This window comes from Ochrobactrum sp. SFR4, from assembly GCF_019730395.1.
In the GTDB taxonomy this organism is placed as follows: domain Bacteria; phylum Pseudomonadota; class Alphaproteobacteria; order Rhizobiales; family Rhizobiaceae; genus Pseudochrobactrum.
In genome coordinates this window covers 259,911-277,072 of the sequence record NZ_JAAPBB010000002.1, presented here as the reverse complement: position 1 = coordinate 277,072, position 17,162 = coordinate 259,911, and the positions used below count along the sequence as shown (strand labels likewise).

General features: G+C 48.4%; 30 protein-coding genes. 19 read left to right on the top strand and 11 right to left on the bottom strand.

The features are described from left to right. Nucleotides 1–3: 3 nt before the first annotated feature. From HBA93_RS03620 to HBA93_RS03585, 8 genes are read right to left on the bottom strand one after another with little or no spacing between them, the layout of a single operon-like run. Entirely contained in the window at nucleotides 4–489 is a 486-nt protein-coding gene (locus HBA93_RS03620; RefSeq protein WP_221722363.1) for a helix-turn-helix domain-containing protein, read from the bottom strand. Next, on the bottom strand, nucleotides 489–938 hold the full coding sequence (locus tag HBA93_RS03615; protein WP_221722362.1) for a hypothetical protein: 450 nt from the start codon (nucleotides 936–938) through the stop codon (nucleotides 489–491). Before HBA93_RS03615 ends, HBA93_RS03620 begins: the two co-directional genes overlap by 1 nt. Beyond that, nucleotides 898–1,797 carry a phage replication initiator YdaU family protein gene (locus tag HBA93_RS03610; protein WP_221722361.1) on the bottom strand — a complete coding sequence of 300 codons (900 nt, stop codon included), beginning with the start codon at nucleotides 1,795–1,797 and terminating at the stop codon, nucleotides 898–900. Before HBA93_RS03610 ends, HBA93_RS03615 begins: the two co-directional genes overlap by 41 nt. Beyond that, nucleotides 1,794–2,147 (bottom strand): RusA family crossover junction endodeoxyribonuclease, encoded by a 354-nt coding sequence (locus HBA93_RS03605; protein WP_221722360.1) that lies wholly within the window; start codon nucleotides 2,145–2,147, stop codon nucleotides 1,794–1,796. Before HBA93_RS03605 ends, HBA93_RS03610 begins: the two co-directional genes overlap by 4 nt. A 48-nt stretch (nucleotides 2,148–2,195) precedes the next feature. After that, nucleotides 2,196–2,504: a hypothetical protein gene (locus tag HBA93_RS03600; protein WP_238481584.1), complete on the bottom strand. Its 309-nt coding sequence runs from the start codon at nucleotides 2,502–2,504 to the stop codon at nucleotides 2,196–2,198. Next, the gene (locus tag HBA93_RS03595; protein WP_221722359.1) at nucleotides 2,497–2,796 is read right to left on the bottom strand and encodes a hypothetical protein; all 300 of its coding nucleotides are present in this window, start codon (nucleotides 2,794–2,796) and stop codon (nucleotides 2,497–2,499) included. Before HBA93_RS03595 ends, HBA93_RS03600 begins: the two co-directional genes overlap by 8 nt. Then, nucleotides 2,793–3,152, bottom strand: coding sequence for a hypothetical protein (locus HBA93_RS03590; protein ID WP_156831396.1), 360 nt, complete (start codon nucleotides 3,150–3,152; stop codon nucleotides 2,793–2,795). Before HBA93_RS03590 ends, HBA93_RS03595 begins: the two co-directional genes overlap by 4 nt. Continuing rightward, the gene (locus HBA93_RS03585; RefSeq protein WP_221722358.1) at nucleotides 3,149–3,388 is read right to left on the bottom strand and encodes a hypothetical protein; all 240 of its coding nucleotides are present in this window, start codon (nucleotides 3,386–3,388) and stop codon (nucleotides 3,149–3,151) included. The genes HBA93_RS03590 and HBA93_RS03585 overlap by 4 nt, the downstream gene beginning before the upstream one ends. 103 nt (nucleotides 3,389–3,491) lie before the next feature. On the opposite strand from HBA93_RS03585, the gene HBA93_RS03580 reads away from it, so the two are divergent. Continuing rightward, a complete protein-coding gene (locus HBA93_RS03580) occupies nucleotides 3,492–3,878 on the top strand; it encodes a helix-turn-helix domain-containing protein (RefSeq protein WP_221722357.1) in 387 nt (128 codons plus the stop codon). A gap of 338 nt (nucleotides 3,879–4,216) precedes the next feature. Here HBA93_RS03580 and HBA93_RS03575 read toward each other — a convergent pair whose 3' ends face one another. The 3 genes from HBA93_RS03575 to HBA93_RS03565 all read right to left on the bottom strand — a co-directional run bounded on the left by HBA93_RS03575 (nucleotide 4,217) and on the right by HBA93_RS03565 (nucleotide 6,256). After that, the gene (locus HBA93_RS03575; RefSeq protein WP_221722356.1) at nucleotides 4,217–4,957 is read right to left on the bottom strand and encodes an outer membrane protein; all 741 of its coding nucleotides are present in this window, start codon (nucleotides 4,955–4,957) and stop codon (nucleotides 4,217–4,219) included. Nucleotides 4,958–5,511: 554 nt separating this feature from the next. Beyond that, on the bottom strand, nucleotides 5,512–6,120 hold the full coding sequence (locus tag HBA93_RS03570; protein ID WP_221722355.1) for a GNAT family N-acetyltransferase: 609 nt from the start codon (nucleotides 6,118–6,120) through the stop codon (nucleotides 5,512–5,514). Beyond that, entirely contained in the window at nucleotides 6,062–6,256 is a 195-nt protein-coding gene (locus HBA93_RS03565; RefSeq protein ID WP_221722354.1) for a hypothetical protein, read from the bottom strand. The genes HBA93_RS03570 and HBA93_RS03565 overlap by 59 nt, the downstream gene beginning before the upstream one ends. Nucleotides 6,257–6,650: 394 nt before the next feature. On the opposite strand from HBA93_RS03565, the gene HBA93_RS24485 reads away from it, so the two are divergent. From HBA93_RS24485 to HBA93_RS03475, 18 genes are all read left to right on the top strand, one after another. Further along, nucleotides 6,651–6,779, top strand: a complete 129-nt coding sequence (locus HBA93_RS24485) for a YHYH domain-containing protein (RefSeq protein ID WP_221722353.1) — start codon at nucleotides 6,651–6,653, stop codon at nucleotides 6,777–6,779. 664 nt (nucleotides 6,780–7,443) lie between these two features. Continuing rightward, the gene (locus HBA93_RS03555; RefSeq protein ID WP_221722352.1) at nucleotides 7,444–7,719 is read left to right on the top strand and encodes a hypothetical protein; all 276 of its coding nucleotides are present in this window, start codon (nucleotides 7,444–7,446) and stop codon (nucleotides 7,717–7,719) included. Further along, nucleotides 7,719–7,919: a hypothetical protein gene (locus HBA93_RS03550; RefSeq protein WP_221722351.1), complete on the top strand. Its 201-nt coding sequence runs from the start codon at nucleotides 7,719–7,721 to the stop codon at nucleotides 7,917–7,919. Before HBA93_RS03555 ends, HBA93_RS03550 begins: the two co-directional genes overlap by 1 nt. Beyond that, the gene (locus tag HBA93_RS03545; protein ID WP_221722350.1) at nucleotides 7,916–8,104 is read left to right on the top strand and encodes a hypothetical protein; all 189 of its coding nucleotides are present in this window, start codon (nucleotides 7,916–7,918) and stop codon (nucleotides 8,102–8,104) included. Before HBA93_RS03550 ends, HBA93_RS03545 begins: the two co-directional genes overlap by 4 nt. Then, the gene (locus HBA93_RS03540; RefSeq protein ID WP_221722349.1) at nucleotides 8,101–8,922 is read left to right on the top strand and encodes an ERF family protein; all 822 of its coding nucleotides are present in this window, start codon (nucleotides 8,101–8,103) and stop codon (nucleotides 8,920–8,922) included. The genes HBA93_RS03545 and HBA93_RS03540 overlap by 4 nt, the downstream gene beginning before the upstream one ends. Beyond that, nucleotides 8,922–9,257, top strand: a complete 336-nt coding sequence (locus tag HBA93_RS03535) for a hypothetical protein (protein ID WP_221722348.1) — start codon at nucleotides 8,922–8,924, stop codon at nucleotides 9,255–9,257. The genes HBA93_RS03540 and HBA93_RS03535 overlap by 1 nt, the downstream gene beginning before the upstream one ends. A 541-nt stretch (nucleotides 9,258–9,798) precedes the next feature. Beyond that, the gene (locus HBA93_RS03530) at nucleotides 9,799–10,224 is read left to right on the top strand and encodes a recombination protein NinB (RefSeq protein WP_151157913.1); all 426 of its coding nucleotides are present in this window, start codon (nucleotides 9,799–9,801) and stop codon (nucleotides 10,222–10,224) included. Continuing rightward, the gene (locus tag HBA93_RS03525; protein ID WP_221722347.1) at nucleotides 10,221–10,454 is read left to right on the top strand and encodes a hypothetical protein; all 234 of its coding nucleotides are present in this window, start codon (nucleotides 10,221–10,223) and stop codon (nucleotides 10,452–10,454) included. The genes HBA93_RS03530 and HBA93_RS03525 overlap by 4 nt, the downstream gene beginning before the upstream one ends. Then, nucleotides 10,442–10,861, top strand: a complete 420-nt coding sequence (locus HBA93_RS03520) for an HNH endonuclease (RefSeq protein WP_286201728.1) — start codon at nucleotides 10,442–10,444, stop codon at nucleotides 10,859–10,861. The genes HBA93_RS03525 and HBA93_RS03520 overlap by 13 nt, the downstream gene beginning before the upstream one ends. Then, a complete protein-coding gene (locus HBA93_RS03515; protein WP_221722346.1) occupies nucleotides 10,861–11,547 on the top strand; it encodes a DUF551 domain-containing protein in 687 nt (228 codons plus the stop codon). The genes HBA93_RS03520 and HBA93_RS03515 overlap by 1 nt, the downstream gene beginning before the upstream one ends. Continuing rightward, nucleotides 11,544–11,729 carry a hypothetical protein gene (locus tag HBA93_RS03510; RefSeq protein WP_221722345.1) on the top strand — a complete coding sequence of 62 codons (186 nt, stop codon included), beginning with the start codon at nucleotides 11,544–11,546 and terminating at the stop codon, nucleotides 11,727–11,729. The genes HBA93_RS03515 and HBA93_RS03510 overlap by 4 nt, the downstream gene beginning before the upstream one ends. After that, on the top strand, nucleotides 11,726–12,601 hold the full coding sequence (locus HBA93_RS03505) for a hypothetical protein (protein WP_221722344.1): 876 nt from the start codon (nucleotides 11,726–11,728) through the stop codon (nucleotides 12,599–12,601). Before HBA93_RS03510 ends, HBA93_RS03505 begins: the two co-directional genes overlap by 4 nt. A 153-nt stretch (nucleotides 12,602–12,754) precedes the next feature. Further along, entirely contained in the window at nucleotides 12,755–13,006 is a 252-nt protein-coding gene (locus tag HBA93_RS03500; protein WP_075654663.1) for a hypothetical protein, read from the top strand. Then, nucleotides 12,990–14,015: a tyrosine-type recombinase/integrase gene (locus HBA93_RS03495; RefSeq protein WP_221722343.1), complete on the top strand. Its 1,026-nt coding sequence runs from the start codon at nucleotides 12,990–12,992 to the stop codon at nucleotides 14,013–14,015. Before HBA93_RS03500 ends, HBA93_RS03495 begins: the two co-directional genes overlap by 17 nt. 608 nt (nucleotides 14,016–14,623) lie before the next feature. After that, nucleotides 14,624–15,241 (top strand): GGDEF domain-containing protein, encoded by a 618-nt coding sequence (locus tag HBA93_RS03490; protein ID WP_163026117.1) that lies wholly within the window; start codon nucleotides 14,624–14,626, stop codon nucleotides 15,239–15,241. 104 nt (nucleotides 15,242–15,345) lie between these two features. Next, entirely contained in the window at nucleotides 15,346–15,732 is a 387-nt protein-coding gene (locus HBA93_RS03485; protein ID WP_221722342.1) for a hypothetical protein, read from the top strand. A gap of 117 nt (nucleotides 15,733–15,849) precedes the next feature. Beyond that, complete coding sequence (locus HBA93_RS03480) at nucleotides 15,850–16,449, top strand: type VI secretion system-associated protein TagO (protein WP_221722341.1); 600 nt, start codon at nucleotides 15,850–15,852, stop codon at nucleotides 16,447–16,449. 136 nt (nucleotides 16,450–16,585) lie between these two features. Next, the gene (locus HBA93_RS03475; protein WP_221722340.1) at nucleotides 16,586–17,143 is read left to right on the top strand and encodes a cysteine hydrolase family protein; all 558 of its coding nucleotides are present in this window, start codon (nucleotides 16,586–16,588) and stop codon (nucleotides 17,141–17,143) included. Nucleotides 17,144–17,162: the final 19 nt, after the last annotated feature.

Genomic DNA, 17,162 nt, shown 5'->3' with positions numbered 1-17,162 from the left:
TCCTTATGCTGCTAATGCTGGGTTTGCGGTTTCAATGCCTTGTTTTTTAAGTGCGTACAGAATTGTCGTGTGATCGACATCAAAGTGCTTGGCGAGGAATGGCAGGGATGTTTCAGGCCAGCGCAGTTTGATTGCGCATATGGCTGCGTGACGCGCCTTTGAAATTCTGTGTTGCCGCGTTTTGGCGTTCATTTGCTCAACAGGAATTTCATACAGATACGCCACGATCTCACGGGCTTGCTTGACGCTATCGAAGCCCATTCCAATGGCCTGCTGTGCAGCTTCATAAACTTCCGGCATAGGCGCTGCATCAACGGTATCCTTAATCCTTGGGGCGGATTTTTTCGTTACCGTGGCCAGCTTTGCTTTTGCTTCAGCACGTCTGCGCTCTGCCCACACGCGGCGAACAAGTTTAGGATTCATCCCGCGATAGATACTAACATTCTCAACACTGGAGCCGCGGCATCCAAAATCCACTTCTGTTTTCATTATGCGGCTCCTGCCTGTTTGAATGCATTGTTGACCGGTCCATAAACCGTGCCTGTCTTGGCTTCCCACAATGAACCGTCTGGGAATGTGCGCCTGCCCGTGGTTGTCCATGTGCCGTGATCGATATTCACGGCCAGAATGTCTCTGTTTTTGGTCGCGTCGACTGGACTGCTATGCTTACGACCTTTGGCTTCTGCCCTTGCCTGATCGACTTCACGCACATATCGCTCACTGTCATTGATGGGCTTCATCACTCGTTCGCACTCGCGGCGAAGCTCTGGTGGTGATGGCATGAAACCATGCTCGAGATTGGAGTGGCCTTTGATGATGTTATCTGTTGCAACTTCCAGACTGTGACGGGTCACACCTTCCAGCGCCTTGAGATAAACACCACGGGTCAGGTTCGGATCAGTAGCGCCCCGCGCTGGCAATACGGAGAGGATGTACATTGCTTTCTTGATGTCGGTTTCCGTAACCTGCATCGAGTACGTCTGTGCTGTGGCTATCTGGTTCATTCGGGAGAATCCCTTCTTCGCGCAGGGCATCAGCCCAGATATCGGTGTGGGTTAATTTGCGGCTGGCCGGATTATCGCGGCGCTGCGCCTGCTGACGATTAATCAGCCACTCAGGCTTGAAGCCCTGCCAGCAGTTCTCAATCATCGCATCAGCCGCGGCGTTCGGGTCTGAGCATTTGGCGAATTGCTTGGCGAGAAGTTCAGCCCCGCGCAACGTCAGCGGTTTGTGAAGAGCTTTTCGGTGATCGATCACAGCCTTGGCGTGATCCTGATCTAAGACCTTCATCAATTCGTTTTGGACAGATGCTTTTTCGGGCGCTCGCGCCTTAACTTCTGAACGTAGTGAAGAAGTATTATCTGTTTCTGTATCTGTCTCTTGGGGCGTCACCACGCCGTCACGTGACGTCACCGTTACGTCACTGTTTTCCAAGACCTCGTTATTATTGCTCTTTTTTGCCCGTTGCCGCTCACGATAACGAGCTTGGCGCTCGACGGACTTATCCGACTGATACTGACGGTCGCCCCACTTGACCACACAACCGGCAGCAATGCGGCCAGACTGCTCAAGGGCATCCATAACATTGAGTATGTCAGTCTCATCCGCGCGCAGAAAGTAAGCGACCTCGGCGGCATCGACTTCAAATCGTCCAGCATCATCAACCTCCGCTGCGCTTTCGAGAATGGCACCCCATACCCAGACAACGCGCTCAACAGACTGCTTTGAGCGAATGGCTACAGTAACGAGCTTTTCATCACGCATCATACCTGCATAGTGTCTGAACCACCGGCTCATGCTGCCAGCGCCTCCTCAGCGCGTTGAACAATGACTACGCAATCGCTTTTGATGTCCGCATCCCATGTCATGGTGATACGCTCACAGAGATTGTCGTTCTTGATCACTTGATAATGTTGGAGAACATCAAGAATGGGCTTGAGACGATTGTCTAAGTCCATCCGACTGTGCGGGCGCTTGAGGGCAACACAGAGTGAAAACGGTGTATCAATCCGGTCATTGCGTCCACGGATAAACCAGCCGCAATCCTGCACCCATTTGGCATATTCAGGCGACTTGCGGCGGGTCTTGCCCCAACCGACATAGATGTCCCAAACAGTGGGAGGGAATGGCAATTCAAATTTCATCATTCTCTCAACTCCGGACAAATCCATTCGGCTGCACCTGCAGCCCATGTTCTAAAGCTGACCGCAATCTTGTGCCGCCGACTGAATGACAGCCAACGAAGCAAGACGGGCGGTTTCGGCGCGATATGCGGCTTGTTTTCTTCTCCCATCGAGGATTGCCTTCATTTCTTCGATTTCTCTGTTTTCAATCCTGCTAGCTTCTTTGTTGAAGACAGCCCTCACTCTGCGGCGCGTCCACGCACCATTGCGCTTACTTAAATCTGAATACGCCCGCTCCAACATGGACTTGATCGTTTCGCGAACACCGCGCTGACCAATGATTTCGTCCAGCAGAGAAGCGGCCATATCGACATCAGTCATCGTCGGCTCCTTGGCTGAAAAATCCACGTTCTTGGATGAAATTCCCACGTTCATGGGTAGCTCCTTTGTTACGTTTCAAATCAGCGACAACTTGAGACGAGACAGGAGCAACCAGTGCATGGAGCCAGTGGGAAAGATTGCTCTGCGCATACTGAATAAAAACAGACATGCGCAGATACACCGCCAAAGGACGGGAATTGATGGCCGAGACGATCAAGCGGGGGCAAAGAGCCGCCTCGGCCTCACCGGTGGGAGGAGTGACCGGTGATATGAAATAGAAAGAAGAGATCATTTTGCCCCTCCTTGACTCAGTTCAGGCGACATGAATTCATGTTCAACATTCTGAACTGATAGAGGGGGCGACAATGAGCTATCAACGAGCAAAGAAGATCCTGACGGAAATACGCACAAACCACATTCGCGTAGCGGCGAATGATCCGAAGATGTGGGATTTGTCCCTTGCTCTGGAAGAGATGTGTTCTGGCATTCAGCAGCAACTGGATCAGATACAGCAGAACCAAGCAACGATAGCTCAAATGCTTCAACACAAGAAGTAAGGGCGATTGCTTGAGATGCGGAATATCCGCTTTCAGCAAGCGCGGTTAAAAATCCGGAATGTTGCGTGATAAATGGGGTCGCGTGGCTCATGCTGCGCGACCTTTAATTACTGGCGCAAAATCAGCTTCAGTGAGCTTAACTTTGATTTTCTCAGCAAACTCTAAAATTGCCTCAATATGCCAATGTGGAATAACGCCGCCTGTGCCGCCTGTGTGCTTAGGCATACGCCAACGCATAACAGTATGAGGCGTTACACCGACCGCTTTTGAGACAGCCGTTAAGCCGCCAAGTTTAATGATGATTGAGTTAGCTGGTTCGTATCTCATAGAATGAATGTACGATAATCATACAATTCGTTCAAGTGGAAAATTACGATAATCCTACAACACTACTCAAGCGATATGTGCGAAAATCATACGCATGGACAGAATGACTGAGCAATTAATTAATTGGATAAAAAGCGGGCTGAAACGGACAGGTAAAACACAGTCCGGTTTAGCCGAACATCTTGGGCTGGCTCATCCTCAGATTACCCAAATATTGAAGGGCAGCAGAGCAGTCAAAGTAAGCGAACTTCCTAAAATTGCAGAGTTTATCGAAGCAGCCTCACCATTAAGCTTTGATGAACCTCCAATTCGCAGTGACAGCGAAATCCTCCAAACCCTGCACCGGATTGAAGGTCTGGATCAGCGCGGCGTGGAAGTTGTGTTCTCGGTGATTGATACGGTCATCAATCGTCAGCCTTCCAAACAAGAACAGTCATCCTCTGATGATCAACACGAGCTTGCCACTCCCCTCCGTGAGCCAAAGCCATAGATTCAGCTAATTCCTTAGCTTGAAAATCAACCTTCCTCATAGCCGCCAGCAGGCCGCCATTAAGCGTAGCCACACGTAGCAATTCCAGCTTATCAGCTTCTTTTCCTTTTTGGATGCGAGCAAACTTAATCATTCACCAACTCCGTGGATAACCTCTCACAATACGCTAACTGCACTTGCAAGAATCTCGCTTCCCGCAAGCGCTTATCATTCCAGAAAATTAGAACATAGCAAGAACGAATTTCAGTTTTACGTACTAAATAATTGCCACCAATGCTACAGATAGACATAAAAAAAGCCACCCGATGTGGGTGGCTTTCTTCATAAGTGGGTACAAATTAAAACTTATAATTCACACCAATACGAACAGTATGGAATGGCGATTTTGTTGTAACGTTTACGCGTGCGTCCTCGTCACCAAGGCTGAATTTCATTTTGCCTAGATCAGTGTAGAGATATTCGCTTTTTACTGTCCAGTTATCGTTGATAGCGTATTCAGCGCCAGCACCAACGGTGTATCCTACACGCGATTTGGAATTGGAGAAACCAACCACGTCACCATCAAAATTAACGGATCCGTAGGTTTCAACTTTTCCGTAAGCCACACCACCAGTTGCGTAAATCATGAAGCGTTCTGTTGGCAGATAACCAAGACGAACACGAGTTGTACCGAACCATTTAACTTTGGTGCCCAGTTCAGCTCCAATAACGTCAGAGCCATCGGTAAGGCTGCCAGAAACTTCACCCTTCAGGCCAGAAGCCTGAAAGTCTGTTTCGAGACCAACAACTGTCTGGTCAAACTGCCAGTTATAACCAGCCTGAACACCACCAATGAAGCCGCTTGATGTGATGTCTACTGAACCAGAGCCGATATCATACCAATCGTTATCAAAGCTCTGAGCGGTAATTGGATGCTTAAATTTGCCACCAGCATAACCGGCGTTCAGACCAATGTATCCGCCAGTCCATGAAAAGGTGTCAGCGACAACTGGCGCCGGCTCCGAGTACACAACTGCATCAGCAGCATAGGCTGAGCTTGCAGCAAAAAGAACGGTAGAAGCTAATAATATACGTTTCATAATTCACCCCTATTTATTGAAGTGAATTCAGAATACGTCAAAATACATCTATTCAATATAGCAAAAATACAACACAAGACACCAAGAAACACCTTATACATTTGGAATTATAATATAAATTGATAATCAACAGCTTAGATGAAAGTCCTAATAACTATACTAAAATTTTTGGAGACATTATTGGTAATTTATTAGTTAAAAATCGATTTAAATTGCAACTCTCAAGTGCACTAATATGAACATCAGGCGAGTAGCAGCCTTTAGCCTGATTAAAACTCTGCACCACAAACAGTTCAGCCATTACACAAACTCCTAGCGACTGATTCAGCTTTATCTTGACCAGATACAGTGAACATATCAAGAACGATTTAACGCAAGCGAACAGATTTTTAACGGATGGTTAAGGATGCACTAGATGTGGTGGCGTAGGGATTTGGGGTAGCGCAAATACGGGGAATTATAAGATCTACAGTCAGCCGGAACTCATACAATAAAGCCCACCAATGGGCGGGCTAATCATTCTGCAACAAATATTATATCTCAAAAGCCATCTGTCACTGTCCCTCCTGCTGGATCAACGCCAGAACAGACTGAACGGGTAGATGCATAAAGGGTTGCCGAGTATCTGAGCCGTAAACCTGAAATCCCAACTGTTGATAGAATTTAAAAATATCAGCATCAATTGCCCGCCCAGTCATAAGCTGAATCGAGCTTGTCTGAGCGACCGTAGCAAACTCCTCAAGAACACGCCCCATTACGATACGGCCGACGCCTCTGCGCTGATATTTTCTACTGACGGCCAAATAATCTAAATTGAGACAAATAAAAAGATTATTTACCTTTCTGTAATCGCCCCATTTCTTCTTGTCATTAACAGTTAGGCTTTTCTCATTCTCCAACCTAACGGTCAGAGCATATATTGCTACGGGCTCAGAAGAGTTTTCAAAGCTAGCCACAGTTACACGAGAGTTGAATTTTTTATGTTCATCTCTGGCTTTCTTTTTATACCACCGATCAATTTCATTCTCACCACATGAAAAAGCCCCTTCATGGGCTTCATGAAGAGGCTTATACTCAAGAGCTGGCAGTTCCGTTAAGGTAGCTTCAATCTGTTCTGCGTTTTGTTGATTTGGCTTTGTTTTCCAAATACGCTCTATAAACATTACGCAGTTCTTCTGTTGGACCGTTGGTCGCCTTAAAGGCGCGCATCGCAATCTGGTTCACATTTTTAGACTTACTAGGCGCATTTAATGGCCATCTGAATAAGCCGAGGAAACCGCCTTTTGATATTGTGGCCATATTGACCTCCTAATCAAGCTTCCGAAATTTATCTATCTAAAACCAATAATAACCATCTATGTCAACACCGTGATACGACTTGACAAAAGTTACAAAATATGATACGAAGCCGTATATCTTCGGTTTGGATATAAGGCTTCATAAGCCAGTTCATCTTAATAAAAATAATTCAAATCGAATTGAAATCAACATCATAAAACTCACTTCCTGTCATTACAATTCGACACCTTAATCGGGCATGATAGACTCTTTGTAGATATATGCATCTCACCATCCGTCCCTGCGCCGGTCACTCCGGCGCTTTTCTTTTGCGCTAATGCGACCGAATGGCGCTAGACTATTATTTAACACGCACTAAGCTCATTGAGCGATTCAAGCATTAGGGGGACATCACATGCGCAAATTCGTAATCAGCCTATCCATACTTTTAATCGGATCTGCATCAGCTTTGGCACATAGCGGCGGAACGGATTCAAAAGGCTGCCACACAGAGCGCAAGACTGGCATCTATCATTGCCATTAAGCCGGACAATATAGAATGAAATCAGCCCGCCACGTGCGGGCTTTTTGCTGCCCTGAGTTGACTCGACTTAGCCCGATGAATCAGAGAAAATCAAATGACTGCGCACTCACTCTGATGCCGATTAGATGGAATTAATCGATAACATGGCTTGGGTCAGCGCAGCCCATGCTGTTGGACGTTTGGCTTCTTTCGCTATGATTGAGGCGCTCTCTCCAATGGTTCCACATGGGAGCTGCCAAAGGATGATCGCGACATCCTTTGGCAGGCCGGTAATCGTACGAACGGCGGCTTATCCGTTCACTACGGTACTTGAGCGAAACCCTTTCAGGTATCGTTCCGGAACGATCCGAGGGCATTAAAATGCGAAAGCATAAAAACCTTCTGATCATCATTGCTATCAAACTGAATGTGGCTTCATGCCTCTTCGGTATAGCAGCCATCATTCATGCTTTGAAGTGATGCTTAAGGGCGTTGAGGCTTAATAACCTCAGCGCCTTTTTGCATTCTGATTCTAGCATGGTTGGGGCGTGGCGCAACCGCGACCACAAAGAAATATTACGATTTTCATACATTTTAGATTGACGGCAATGTATGATTATCGTACATTCAATTCATCAACAGCGCGAAGAAGCACCCGCCGATCCGCTAAACGATGGAGAGAAACATGCGATACCCGTTTTGCACCGATCTGAGCGATAAAGTTCTCGGCATTACACTGTTTCAGGATTTTGAATGTGAAGTCGATGTGTCCCTGATCTGGGATAACGGCGAGCCGGTTCTTGAAGTGAACGCGGTCTATGTCGACGGTGAAAACCTGTCCAAAGGTGAGAGCGCATCGCAATTTCTCGTCCACATGATCGCGGACAAAGCTGAGCGCGACGACGACCTGCTCACGCGTCTCATTGAAGATGAAGAAGTCCGTTTTCCGAGGGCTGCATGATGGTCAATTATTACCGCGTCTCCACTCTCGCAGCTAATATTTCTCAAGATGCCGCTATGGCGCATGCGTTCCGGCTGTCCGGCGCAACTCAGGACTGGCCAATGGCTGGCTCACACGTTGCCGAGCACTTCGAACGCCTTGCGGAAGCGCTTGGTTACAAGATCGAAAAAATCAATACGCCAGCACTAAGGGCTGCATGATGGCCGATCACCTCACCACAGAGCAGGCAGACTTATACCTGACGGCGATCAGCCCCGATGCACCCGCAGAGGCTCGCATCAAGGCAGCCGGTGACCTCTTAGCGCGCCCTCTCCCATATGATGCGCGCAAAGAAATTCGCTCAATCTATCTCGATCTCACAAACAATAAGGAGCTGGCAGCATGAGCGCCGCACCCGCAATAATCGAACAAGCAACAGACCTCCAGCCTGTTCAGCAGAGTGAAGTCGCCGCGATCATTCAGGTGATTGAACGCGCTGCCATGAATCCAAATGTTGATATCGACAAGATGGAGCGTCTTTTGCAGATGCAGGAGCGCGTTATCGAGCGCAATGCAAAAGCGGCCTTCAATGCTGCCTTCGCCCGTATGCAGCCTGAACTGCCAGCCATTGAGAAAAACGGCAAAAGCAACAACGGCGCCTATGGTCTTTGGGAAGATATTCAGAGCGGCATCCAGCCGGTGCTTGCCAAGCATGGCTTTGCTTTGTCATTCAAAACCAAAGTCGAGCAGGATGCAATTACCGTCACCGCCATTCTCCATCACGAAGAAGGCCACGACGACAGCACAGACCTGAAACTGCCAACGGATAAAAGCGGCAGCAAGAACGCTGTGCAGGCGGTTGGTTCCTCAGTCAGCTATGGCAAGCGTTATGCGGCTTGCGCTCTGCTCAATATCCGTGTCGGTGGTGAAGACGATGACGGATCAGCAACCGGTGAAATCATCAATCATGATCAGCGTTCCTCCGCTCCGAGCAAATCCAGTGCCGCGCTGAAACGTGCCGATGCGAATGGTGATGATGCATGGAGCCGCCTGATCAAAGATGTTCGCGCCGATATGGCTGATTGCCAGTCACTCGTCAGGCTTGAAGCCATCAAGCAACATTATCGCAGCCGAGCAACCGGTGAACGCTGGCCACGCGCTTGGATGGATGCGCTTGCAAACGAATTTGAAACCTACGCCCAGGCATTCGGAGACAACGCATAATGGCTAAGAAAATCCGCGACCTCGCTGTCAAAGTCGGTTCCTACACTGATCGGAATTCAGGACAAGAAAAAGCTCGGTGGGAAAGTGTCGGCGCACTCATGCAAAATGATGAAGATCAAAGCTATTTCATCATGCTCAAAAAGACATTCAACCCTGCCGGTGTCTCAGGTCAGGACGGCAGAGAAAGCATCCTGATCAGTGCGTTTATTCCACAAGATCAGCGCGAAACACAGCAATCCAGCCAGCAGAGCCAATCACGCCAGTCCGAACAGTCCTATGCACAGCAATCAGGCGGCTACGGCGGCATGGATGATCACGACGAGGTGCCGTTTTGAATACAATAGAACTCATTCCCCCAAAGGGTACGGCAAGGAATTACCGCCACGGGTACAAAACGGCAGGTAAATATTCTCCTGAATATTCAATTTGGATGAACATGAGGGCGCGATGCACAAACCTCAAGAACAACAGGTTTCATTTGTATGGTGCGCGCGGGGTATCTGTTTGCGAACGATGGTCAAATGATTTCGTCAACTTCCTACAAGATATGGGGCGCAGGCCATCACCAAAACACTCCATTGAGAGAATTGATAACGACGGAGATTACACTCCCGATAATTGTCGATGGGCAACCACTGTTGAGCAAGCACGCAATCGACGGTCTTCTCGGTTTATCACGATCAAGAATGAAGAGAAAACCCTCGCTGAATGGTGCGAAATCAAAGGGCTGCCTGTGTCCACGGTTCACGCAAGGTTAAAATCAGGATGGGGTGCAGAGAGAGCGTTGTCTCAACCTATTCGTGGTCGCGCATCAAAGGATGGGAAGACGATGCATAACGCAACAATTTTCAAATCATTCCCATTCTGAGGTGCCTCATGGAAAAGCAGCGTTACACAATCGTAAATCCGCAAGTTCGCCAGAATGCAATCCGAGCACTCATGGCTCTCCCTGACGGCCACACAGCGACATTCGCACCACCAACCAGAAGCGGAGGCCAGAATGATTTCTTTCATTCAATTTGTTCTGACATTGCGAAGTCTGGCTTTGAGTGGGCTGGCAAACCGCGAAAGCCAGAAGAATGGAAAGTTCTGCTCGTTTCCGGCCACACAAAAGCAACACAAGGCGAAGTTGAGTTCGTGCCGGGGCTTGAAGGTGAATTCGTAAATATTCGCGAAAGCACCGCCCGCATGTCAGTTAAACGCGCTGCCTCTTTGCTCGAATACGCGCTGGCATGGTGCGCCGATCATCATATCCCCCTCACCGACACACGCCGCCAAGGCTACCTTATGGAGGCAGCATGATTATTCAGTTCCTCATTTCAAAACTGCGCAAGCTTCTCGGCCTTCAGGACGACCCGCTGCCACAGCTTCGCGCCACCGCTGAAACTCTCAAGGCCACCATCGCCAAAGCCAAGAAGGATAAGAAACGATACAGCCATCTTGAGCGTGAATTGCTCAGAACCACAGCTGTAATCGTTGCCATTGAGCGCGGCATTCCATATCGCAATGGCTCTCTGGATTGGGGGCGCTGATGGCTCGTTCAATCAAAGAATGGGTTGGCAAGACAGACGACACGAAAATCCCGCCACGTGTGCGCGAAAGGGTTTTTGATCGTGCAAATGGTATCTGCCACTGCTGCAATCTGCCGATCAAAGTCCCGTTTGAAACATGGGATGCGGATCACCGAATTGCACTGATTAACGGTGGCGAAAACCGTGAAAGCAACTTAGCCCCAGCGCATTCTCACTGCCACATTAAAAAAACAAGGCAGGACGTAGCAGAGAAAGCAAAAGTTGCAAGCGTTCGCGGGAAGCATATCGGCGCAAAGCGCCCGTCATCAAAGCTTTCCGGCAAGAAACAACCAAAGCCGCCACTCACCAAGATAGTTCAGCACCGCCGCTCACTTTATGAGCCAATCCAGCCAAAGGAGCGCATGTAATGTCAGATACACCCACCACAGCGCATATACCGGATGAGGCTGTGCAGGCTGCTAAAAAGGCGGTTTTTGAACGATGCAAAAAAACATACCTTACAGACGACCAGATGTTTGCAGCTCTCACTTCCGCCCTTCCACACCTCTCTGCGCCTTGTGCTGTAGAGGTGCCTACGAAAGAAGAGCGCCACGCTAACACATCACGCAATCTCATTATTAATCAAACAAGCACTGACCTTGAGCAAATCATCAATGGTCACGATCCAGAACAAAGTATCCTGAATAATGATGTTTGGGACAGGCTCGATAAAATGGCTTGTGAAATCGAAGCGTTGACCAAGCCCGTTGACGTGGCGGCGGTGCGGAGACAGGCGTTTGAGGAGATCATTCGTATTATTGATGTGTTTGAGAGAGATTTCGAGCAGAAGTGGCGAGATCAATTAAAAAGTGAAATACGCGCCCTATCTGCCGAACCAGCACTGGGCGACCAGTGGCAGCCGATTGAGACCGCGCCGAATAGTGAGATGCTGCTACTGGCTTGTGCTGACTGGCCTCTCGTAAAATGTGGCCGAGAAGTTCCCGTCAATGTTGGTCACAAATCCTTCGGCAGATGGACTGTATTCGGCGCATCATGGACACCAACCCACTGGATGCCTTTACCTGCCGCCCCGAACACGGAGGCCGGTAAATGAAGCTGATAGAGGCACTCCGTATACTCGACGGATTATCTTTACGCGCAGTCGATCACATGCCACACCCTGCCGAGTTAATAATATTATCTGAAAAAGAATTCTACAAAATCGATATTGAACGGGGATGCTTCTGCTTAACCCCATCAGGCCGCGCAGCCTTGGCGCAGGAGGAAGGTAAATGAAGCTGCCAACACAAGACGAAACAGAAGCATTAATCAGCCTCGCCACCAATCACCACGCTATGCGCCTACTGCACGAACTCCCTCGCAAAATTGTCAAACTGCTATGCGCGGCACTGAAGAGGGAGCATGAAATGCGGGTTGCTCGGGATAAGAAAATCCGAGGGCTTCTTAATGAAATTGAAAGACAGAAGGACTTGCGCCGCGCCGTGCCAGACGTGCCGGAGTTGGTGCGTCTTACGCTTATTGACCACTATGGCGGGAACTCTGAAATGGTTCCCGTGGGTAGCGTAGAGGCCATGTACCCAGAAGAATACGTCCTTCACTCGCAAGCCGTTGAAATCATCGCGGCAGAGCAGCAGAAAACAAAAGACGCTGAGGAATTGGCGTTTCGCATGGATAGGTTTGCACGGAAGTATTTGCGCCATTTAAATAACGAAAAGCAGGACAGCGAGCAAAAATCAAAAGACTGGTTTGCATTTTGCGAGTTGATTGGAGTTGATATTGATAGCCATGAAGCAGTTGCTGACAAAGTAAACTCTTTGAAGGATGACTACCAAGTGCCGGACTTTTGGGCAGATGCTAAAAGCTTCAATGTTTTTGCAATGCATTGGCCTAAAGTTAAAGTTATTTCAGTATCAAAGCAGAGATCAGAAAAACACTCAATGCCCCTCTACGCATCACCAGCACCAGCCGCAGACCTGAAAGCGGATGCAGCCAGATACCAGTATCTGCGCTCTCGCGATGTGGAAACAATCAGGAAGGGCGGAGTTTTCGCAGGTGTAACGCCTGAGAACTATGTAATTAATGGCGTTGATTTGGACTACGCAATTGATGCCGCCCTCAACGTGGAGGCCAGCAATGACAAGGGATGAGACAATAGAACGAGCGAAAGCCGCTCTTGCCTTATGGGACAGATATCAGCCCAACATTTCTACGGATCAGGTTATTCAGCAGGCAAATGATGTGGTCGAAGCATTGAGAGCCATGCTCGCCGCCTCACCACTCGCACCGGAAGGAGATGGAACATGAAAAACCAGCCTTACTGGCCTGCAGCTATGCCATTAAATCAAGCTGCAGCATATTGCGGCCTCTCCACAGAAACCTTCAAGGAAGTCTGCCCAGTCCGACCGGTGGCGCTTACACCTTCAACGCGAGGACAAAGGTTTTTACGGTTACGCCTTGATGAATGGTTGACTTCATTGGATCGCAATACCGATTATTCTACAATGTCAGCCTTAGAGGCATGGAAAGCACGAAAACATGCGCGTACCACTTAAAGGGCTGCATAAAGTCAAAAAGCGTTTGGTCGGCGGTAAAACGCAAACGTACTACTATGCATGGCGAGGTGGCCCGCGTCTTATAGTTGATCCGATCAGAGATCCTGCGGGATTTGTTTCTGAGTTTAACGCAATTTCCAAAGCAGCTGTGCAACCAGATAACGACAGCCTTGCTGGCCTGATTGTCCAGTATAAGTCCTCACCGGCCTACATGGATCTCAGCGCAGTCAGCCAAAGGGATTATGATCCTTTTCTGGCTCAATTATCATCCGAGTTTGGTGATATGCCGATCATCGCCCTCAATGAGCATGGTGCTAGATCTGTCTTTAAGGACTGGCGAGATACCATGGCACAGACACCACGCAAAGCTGACAGGGCATGGGCGGTGGTGAAGCGCGTTTTTTCATGGGCGCTTGATATGGAGCTTATTACTCGCAATCCGTGCACTGGCGGCGGCAGGCTCTGGAAAGGCACTCGCGCTGATATCATTTGGACAGATGAACAGATCGAACTTGCAAACAAAGCACTCAGCGACAACCTGATCCATGCCCTAATGCTGGCCTTATGGACAGGCCAACGACAAGGCGACATCCTAAACCTCACGTGGTCAGCATATGACGGTCAACACATCCGGCTAAAGCAATCCAAAACAGGAAAGCGCGTAACAATTCGCGTGTATTCAACCTTAAAAACAATGCTTGATTCTATGGACAAACAGTCTGTGACAATACTCACGAGCAGTCAGGGGACACCATGGACAAGCGACGGGTTTAAAACCTCATGGGGTCGCGCCATTAAAAGAGCTGGGATCAGCGGCGTAACCTTTCATGATCTGCGAGGAACTTTCATCACAAAGGCACGTAGAAGCGGAGCCACTGTTGAGGAAATTGCTGCAGCTTCCGGCCATTCTATCAAAGACGTGACCAGAGTGCTGGAAGCCCACTATCTCGCGCATGATGAGCAAACGAACGACGCAGTGATTCTAAAAATGGAGAAAAAGGGGCAGTGATTTTAGTTTACAAATTCACTGTAACCCATTGATCTTCTAACCAGCTAAACAGCCTCATTTTACATTTAAAGCATTGTTTTAATTAAATTAGTTCCTGCCTTCTAAGCCGACGGTCACTGGTTCGAATCCAGTCGGGATCGCCATTCACTCCATATTTATATAAGATTTCAGATTACAGACTTCCGGTGCTTCATCCGGTTCATGTCTTATCCCGCCTGCGTTGCGGCGATTCAAATACGCAAATACCTGTCATACACAGCCAGAAGCTGCTCTTCCCCGAATAATAATAAAAAGCTCATTTAAAGAATTAAGTTTCCCATCTTTTAATCTGATATCTCATAATATTTCCGTTGTAACAAAAGCTGCGTGACCGACGTAAAAATCAGTTTCATTAGCATCTATAGAAAATGAAGCTGGCGTGCTAAAAGTAACTCCCGCGATTTATCTCCTGCCGGACTTTCAATACTGAAGCACGAAATATGATTAATTATTGGCGCATTCTATTTAAAGCATTAGCAACAGGTGCGCTGGCGCTTATATTTACCCTCATTATTACCAGTATTTTTGTCCCCATGATGGGGGGACAACTAGCCGGCGCAGGACTAATCATGACGATTGTCTGCCCGCTCGCGACAGCCATTCCGATGTCCGCTTTACACTATCTGAATACTGAACGCCTCAGGATTGCGCGAAATAAAGCTTTGGAAATTCAGGGCGAACTTGAAAAAGCCAATGCGCTGCTCATCAAACACTCGCGGGAAGACAGTTTAACCGGCGTTCTGAACCGCTCCACTTTTTTCGATAAGCTCATTACTGCGAGCAACGATCAGCAAACCGGCGGACTGCTATTTATCGATCTGGATCACTTCAAAACTATCAATGACACCTACGGCCACGCAACCGGTGATGCGGCATTGCGCCGTATCGGGGCATTGCTCAATCGTCTGAGCTTAAAAAACGGTTTTGCGGGGAGGCTCGGCGGCGAGGAATTCGGCGTCTTCATCAGCAGTCCGGATGTCAGCCTTATTTATCAATATGCAGAGAATATCCGGCGGGAAATAAGTATTCTGCGCATTGTCGCTTCCGACAATAAAACTGTCAGCATCACAGCCAGTATCGGTGTCACTTTGTGTGCTGCCGGATTTAATCTCGATCAGTCTTTACTGGAGGCAGATGAGAAAATGTATATTGCCAAGCGTCAGGGGCGCAATCTGATTATTGCATAAGACCTGATATCTGCTTTTTTCAGCATAGAATGCTGAAAAAAAACTTGCCTTGGCGTAAAACTCAAACTCTATTCCGAACATTATAAAACAATAAGGTAATCTTAATGGCTCAGGCAAACTCCTCATCCCGCTCTGTCATCCTGACCGGCCTCGGCGTTCTTGCCCTTGCAGGCGGCTTGTACCTGCAATTCGGCACCAGTTCTGTTTCGCTTGCAGATCAGCAAAGATGCGAGAAAATCGTGTCGGATACATATGCAAACAGCGTGGAAGCAAAGAATTCCCTTCTGCCTAAATGCTCCGAACCGGGCATGGTCGCGATGATGGATGCAAAAGCCGGTGGCTCCGATGCTACAACAGCAGCAGCATCTATTGCATCGGCCAACCAATCCGATATTGGTTCCAATGCATTAAGCTTCGGCCTGATTGGCGTGGGCCTTGGTCTGTCCCTTGGCGGCATTGCTACACTTCTGCGCCGCAAAAAAACGGCCTGATCTGACAACGAAAATAAACGGAATAGCTTCGCGGATCAGGAAAACTATTCTGCGGGTCTGTTCCGTTTATCTACAGCCATGATTTGCAGTGCTGTAAGGAGGAATACGGGGGCATAAATGCGCACAATAATGACCGGCATGGCTATGTTTGTATTATGGACACCCAATGCTGTCGCGCAGACTTCACCAGACACGTGCAGTGTGATTGAAGATTCTGCACAGAGACTCGCATGTTTTGACGGGCTTTTCCCCAAATCCGATCAGCCCTCTCCGTCTCATGGCTGGCACATCTCCGAAGCCGGTTCCGCCATTGACGGCGATGCGCAAATATCCGCTTTTCTGCTGCCCAGAGGCAGTGAGAATAAAATCGTCATGCTCAACTCAGTCGCTCTCGGGCTTCGCTGTCAGAATTTTACGACCTCTGCAATTATTACGACCGGCACTTCCAGCGCGGCAGAAACTGCCAAAGTTACCCATCAAACAGGCGCTGAAGTTCCACAAACTACATTATGGGAACGTTCAGCAAACTTCATGTCAGTTGGTCTGTGGTCAGATGAAGAGTCTGTACCATTCATAAAACAGCTGAAAAATGACAACACGCTGTCCGTGCGTATAGACACACCACCTGTCGAGGTCGTGTTTGATCTGGCTGATGTTGAAGATGTTGCTGCGAAGATTGCGAAGACCTGCGGGTGGAATGCACTCAGCAAAAAATAAAGCATGGCAAATGAAGCACGCATATCCTCACAATTTCAGACAGAAACCCATGCAGAATATTTATAACTAGTCCGGTTTCAGCTATTTTAATTCACAAGGGATAGCAACCAAATTTCAAAACAAGGTTTCGGACAGAATGACAACAGCACTCCTGATTATCGATGTTCAGAACGCAATCATCGCCGGTAAAGCTTCAGCACAACGACAGCCCGAGCTTGAAGCGGCTCTGGATCAAACCGTATTCAGACTTCAGGCGCTAAAGCAAAAAGCACATCAGGCCAATGTTCCCGTTATTCTGATCCAGCACGACGGCGACAAAGGCCACAGGCTTGAAAAAGATACTCCGGGATGGGAGTTGCGTCCGGAAATCGCAGCCACAGGTACTGATATCCTTGTTCATAAAAAATATTCGGACTCATTCCTCGAAACAGAACTTGCGGACCGGTTAAAAGACCACGGAATCACACATCTGATTACCGGAGGCTGCATGACGCAGTTCTGCGTTGATACAACAGTCAGGCGTGCCATATCACTTGGTTATGACATAACCCTGATTGCAGACGGTCATATAACCGGAGATTCCGATACTCTGCTCTATACGGATATTATCAGGCACCATAATGAAACACTCGATGGCTTTGGTACAGGATCCGCGTCAGTAACCGTTACGCCATCCTCTGAAATCAGCTTCTGAACAACAAAGCAGGCTGCCT

Excerpts from the sequence above, each read along its gene's own strand:
- HBA93_RS03620 (WP_221722363.1), bottom strand. The coding sequence starts at position 489 with ATGAAAACAGAAGTGGATTTTGGATGCCGCGGCTCCAGTGTTGAGAAT.
- HBA93_RS24485 (WP_221722353.1), top strand. The coding sequence starts at position 6,651 with ATGCGCAAATTCGTAATCAGCCTATCCATACTTTTAATCGGATCTGCA.
- HBA93_RS03515 (WP_221722346.1), top strand. The coding sequence starts at position 10,861 with ATGTCAGATACACCCACCACAGCGCATATACCGGATGAGGCTGTGCAG.
- HBA93_RS03590 (WP_156831396.1), bottom strand. The coding sequence starts at position 3,152 with ATGAGCCACGCGACCCCATTTATCACGCAACATTCCGGATTTTTAACC.
- HBA93_RS03525 (WP_221722347.1), top strand. The coding sequence starts at position 10,221 with ATGATTATTCAGTTCCTCATTTCAAAACTGCGCAAGCTTCTCGGCCTT.
- HBA93_RS03585 (WP_221722358.1), bottom strand. The coding sequence starts at position 3,388 with ATGAGATACGAACCAGCTAACTCAATCATCATTAAACTTGGCGGCTTA.
- HBA93_RS03495 (WP_221722343.1), top strand. The coding sequence starts at position 12,990 with ATGCGCGTACCACTTAAAGGGCTGCATAAAGTCAAAAAGCGTTTGGTC.
- HBA93_RS03535 (WP_221722348.1), top strand. The coding sequence starts at position 8,922 with ATGGCTAAGAAAATCCGCGACCTCGCTGTCAAAGTCGGTTCCTACACT.
- HBA93_RS03575 (WP_221722356.1), bottom strand. The coding sequence starts at position 4,957 with ATGAAACGTATATTATTAGCTTCTACCGTTCTTTTTGCTGCAAGCTCA.
- HBA93_RS03605 (WP_221722360.1), bottom strand. The coding sequence starts at position 2,147 with ATGATGAAATTTGAATTGCCATTCCCTCCCACTGTTTGGGACATCTAT.
- HBA93_RS03615 (WP_221722362.1), bottom strand. The coding sequence starts at position 938 with ATGTACATCCTCTCCGTATTGCCAGCGCGGGGCGCTACTGATCCGAAC.
- HBA93_RS03610 (WP_221722361.1), bottom strand. The coding sequence starts at position 1,797 with ATGAGCCGGTGGTTCAGACACTATGCAGGTATGATGCGTGATGAAAAG.
- HBA93_RS03545 (WP_221722350.1), top strand. The coding sequence starts at position 7,916 with ATGATGGCCGATCACCTCACCACAGAGCAGGCAGACTTATACCTGACG.
- HBA93_RS03510 (WP_221722345.1), top strand. The coding sequence starts at position 11,544 with ATGAAGCTGATAGAGGCACTCCGTATACTCGACGGATTATCTTTACGC.
- HBA93_RS03475 (WP_221722340.1), top strand. The coding sequence starts at position 16,586 with ATGACAACAGCACTCCTGATTATCGATGTTCAGAACGCAATCATCGCC.
- HBA93_RS03485 (WP_221722342.1), top strand. The coding sequence starts at position 15,346 with ATGGCTCAGGCAAACTCCTCATCCCGCTCTGTCATCCTGACCGGCCTC.
- HBA93_RS03555 (WP_221722352.1), top strand. The coding sequence starts at position 7,444 with ATGCGATACCCGTTTTGCACCGATCTGAGCGATAAAGTTCTCGGCATT.
- HBA93_RS03490 (WP_163026117.1), top strand. The coding sequence starts at position 14,624 with ATGACGATTGTCTGCCCGCTCGCGACAGCCATTCCGATGTCCGCTTTA.
- HBA93_RS03580 (WP_221722357.1), top strand. The coding sequence starts at position 3,492 with ATGACTGAGCAATTAATTAATTGGATAAAAAGCGGGCTGAAACGGACA.
- HBA93_RS03500 (WP_075654663.1), top strand. The coding sequence starts at position 12,755 with ATGAAAAACCAGCCTTACTGGCCTGCAGCTATGCCATTAAATCAAGCT.
- HBA93_RS03595 (WP_221722359.1), bottom strand. The coding sequence starts at position 2,796 with ATGATCTCTTCTTTCTATTTCATATCACCGGTCACTCCTCCCACCGGT.
- HBA93_RS03540 (WP_221722349.1), top strand. The coding sequence starts at position 8,101 with ATGAGCGCCGCACCCGCAATAATCGAACAAGCAACAGACCTCCAGCCT.
- HBA93_RS03530 (WP_151157913.1), top strand. The coding sequence starts at position 9,799 with ATGGAAAAGCAGCGTTACACAATCGTAAATCCGCAAGTTCGCCAGAAT.
- HBA93_RS03550 (WP_221722351.1), top strand. The coding sequence starts at position 7,719 with ATGGTCAATTATTACCGCGTCTCCACTCTCGCAGCTAATATTTCTCAA.
- HBA93_RS03600 (WP_238481584.1), bottom strand. The coding sequence starts at position 2,504 with ATGACTGATGTCGATATGGCCGCTTCTCTGCTGGACGAAATCATTGGT.
- HBA93_RS03565 (WP_221722354.1), bottom strand. The coding sequence starts at position 6,256 with ATGGCCACAATATCAAAAGGCGGTTTCCTCGGCTTATTCAGATGGCCA.
- HBA93_RS03480 (WP_221722341.1), top strand. The coding sequence starts at position 15,850 with ATGCGCACAATAATGACCGGCATGGCTATGTTTGTATTATGGACACCC.
- HBA93_RS03570 (WP_221722355.1), bottom strand. The coding sequence starts at position 6,120 with ATGTTTATAGAGCGTATTTGGAAAACAAAGCCAAATCAACAAAACGCA.
- HBA93_RS03505 (WP_221722344.1), top strand. The coding sequence starts at position 11,726 with ATGAAGCTGCCAACACAAGACGAAACAGAAGCATTAATCAGCCTCGCC.